Source organism: Mesorhizobium sp. M2A.F.Ca.ET.042.01.1.1, assembly GCF_003997405.1.
Classification (GTDB): domain Bacteria; phylum Pseudomonadota; class Alphaproteobacteria; order Rhizobiales; family Rhizobiaceae; genus Mesorhizobium.
This window is the reverse complement of sequence record NZ_RZRX01000469.1, coordinates 1-2,443: the sequence shown is the minus strand read 5'-3', so window position 1 is coordinate 2,443 and position 2,443 is coordinate 1. Positions and strand designations below refer to the sequence as shown.

The 2,443-nt window shown below is 63.5% G+C and carries 3 protein-coding genes; 1 reads left to right on the top strand and 2 read right to left on the bottom strand.

Annotated elements, in window-relative coordinates:
* A partial coding sequence (locus EOA23_RS33790; RefSeq protein ID WP_245474437.1) for a DUF982 domain-containing protein occupies nucleotides 1–337 on the top strand: 337 nt, incomplete at its 5' end.
* 84 nt (nucleotides 338–421) lie between these two features.
* On the opposite strand, the gene EOA23_RS33785 is transcribed toward EOA23_RS33790, so the two are convergent.
* Together EOA23_RS33785 and EOA23_RS33780 are read right to left on the bottom strand one after the other, a co-directional pair.
* On the bottom strand, nucleotides 422–1,234 hold the full coding sequence (locus EOA23_RS33785; RefSeq protein WP_127307240.1) for a sterol desaturase family protein: 813 nt from the start codon (nucleotides 1,232–1,234) through the stop codon (nucleotides 422–424).
* A gap of 186 nt (nucleotides 1,235–1,420) precedes the next feature.
* Nucleotides 1,421–2,206 (bottom strand): GGDEF domain-containing protein, encoded by a 786-nt coding sequence (locus EOA23_RS33780; RefSeq protein ID WP_126061777.1) that lies wholly within the window; start codon nucleotides 2,204–2,206, stop codon nucleotides 1,421–1,423.
* Between the last annotated feature and the right edge of the window lie 237 nt (nucleotides 2,207–2,443).

The window sequence follows — 2,443 nt, the reverse complement described above, 5'->3', positions numbered from 1 at the left end:
CCCGCCGCCTCCGCAGCCAACAGACGAGGTCTCAATGTACGACAGGATGTTCTTCACCCCGGTCGCCCTTAGCGTCGGCGCCGGCCATAAGCGTATGATCGCCTCGCTGTCCGCCATGCATGAATTCCTGACCGAGTTTCCGCCATCGCGGCGGCGACTGAGCTACGGCGCCGCGGTAAAGGCCTGCGAGGCGGCGCGGGCCGGAGAAATCTCCGCCGAGTCGGCGCGCGATGCGCTGATCACCTTCGCGGTGACCGCCGGCATCCTGTGGCCGTCGGACCAGCCGATCGTCTCGGTGAAGCCGGTCGCGCGCGGCTATGGCGGCTTTGCCGCCTGATTTACGGCAAGACTATCTTCTGAGGCCCGCCGCCTATGAACTGCCCCCGGGTCAGTTCACCTGACGAGAGGCTTTTCCTTGCCGTTATTCGGGCTTGCCGGCGGCCGAGGCTTCGGCGATCGGCGCGGCCGGTTCGGCCGCTGCGACGAAGGGATAGACGAGCTGCCGGTGGTAGAGCTGCGGCACAGGCTCGTCGACACCGTATTTTTCCGGCATCCGCGGCGGCATGAACAAAGTGCCGCCGATCAGGTCGAGAAAGGGCAATTGGCCGGCGAAGTTCTTGTCATAGGCCTCGCGTTCGTTGGCATGGTGCCAGTGATGGAACTGCGGCGAGGCAATCAGCCATTTCAGCGGCCCGAATTTGATGCGCGTGTTGGAGTGGATGAACACCGACTGCCACTGGTAGATCAGCACGTAGATGAGAACCGCCTCGGCGGAAAAACCCAGCGCGAACAGCGGCAGGAACGAAGCCGACTTGGTCAGGATCTGGTCCACCGGGTGCACGCGGTGCGCGGCCAGCCAGTCCATCTCCTCGATCGAGTGGTGGATGGCGTGGAAGCGCCACAGGAACGGCACCGCGTGGAAGGCGCGATGGGCAAGATAGAAGCCGATGTCGGCGATGAGCAGAGCCTCGATCGCCTGCAGCCATACAGGCTGCGACTGGACGGCGGCGGTGAGCGCCTCGGGAACGAAACGCTGCGCCAGCAGCATCGCCGCGCCGACCACCAATACTATGCCGGCCTTGATGACGATGCCGTTGAAGAGCAGGTAGAAAACATCGTTCAGCCAATGGCGGCGCGTCGCCGACTGCTCGCCATGCAGCGGCAGGAGCTGCTCCAGCGGGATGAAGATGAGGGCGATGATCAGCACCGCCTTGAAGTCGATAAGATCGAACACGGTCGCTCGCGGATCGGCTGAGGTCAGCCGCCGACACTAGCCGCCAAAGGATGAACGGACCGTTGATGGCGCCAAGGGACGCCTAAAGCGCGCCGCGATCTTTCAGATTCGCTCCATGCGCTTTAGATTTTTGATCTTACGCATGTCTTTATCCCGAAACCGGTTCCCACTTTCGGGAGACATGCGTTAGTGCATGGTGCCGCCGGCATTGCCAGCCGTCCCGCTGCGCCGGCTCTCGAAGCTCACCTGGTCGCGGCCGTTGGCCTTGGCCTTGTAAAGATGGCGGTCGGCGACCTGGAACATGTCGTGGTAGGTGGTCGGGCCGCTGAAGGCGATGCCGCCGATGCTGACCGAAAGCGGCCAAGGCCGCCCGTCTGGCGCAAACTCGGTCTCGCGGATGCGGCGCCTGATGGATTCGGCGACCAGGAAGGAGCGTGTGGCATCGGCGCCGGGCAGGAAGATCGCGAATTCCTCGCCGCCGATGCGTCCGACGATGTCGGCGCCATGCAGTTGCCCCTTGATCGTCGCGGCGATCAACCTGAGCGCCTGGTCGCCGCAGTCGTGGCCCAGGCGGTCATTGATCGACTTGAAATGGTCGGCATCGACGATCAGCAGCGCGCCGGCGTCGGCGACCGTCTGGTCGCGTGCCTGGTCGAGATAGGCCTCGACCAGCATCGAGAAGGCGCCGCGGTTGAAGACCGCGGTCAAGCTGTCGGTCGCGGCGATGACGCTGAGCTCCTTTTGCGTGATCGCCAGCTGGCGCATCTTCCACATCAGGAAGAACAGAAAGGAGCCGCCGAGGACAAGCGGCAGGAAAAGATCCGTGAGTTTCGCCCACAGCAGCGCCTGCGGCGACAGCGAGGGAAAATTGAAGGAATCGACGAAGAAGGCGACGGCAATGAAAAAGGCGGTGCCGGCGGCGGTGACCACCACGACCCTGCCCCAGCTTGTCGGGGATAAATCGATGCGCATGCCGTTGCTCCCACTGCTACCGGCCTATTGTGGAGCCCGAGCGCAAAGGAAGTCCTAACATATTAGCTTCAATGCAAGTGTGGTTAACAGGCCGTCGGGACCTCCCGTGATGGCAGGCAAGCAGAAAGCCCGCCGCCAAGCGCGGCAGGCTTCCCGACTGGCCGGATGTTCTCGTCAACGCAACGCCAGCCATGGCGGCGGTCGGTTGGGAGATGCCGCAGAGCCTCACTGCCGGTC

Excerpts from the sequence above, each read along its gene's own strand:
- EOA23_RS33780 (WP_126061777.1), bottom strand. The coding sequence starts at position 2,206 with ATGCGCATCGATTTATCCCCGACAAGCTGGGGCAGGGTCGTGGTGGTC.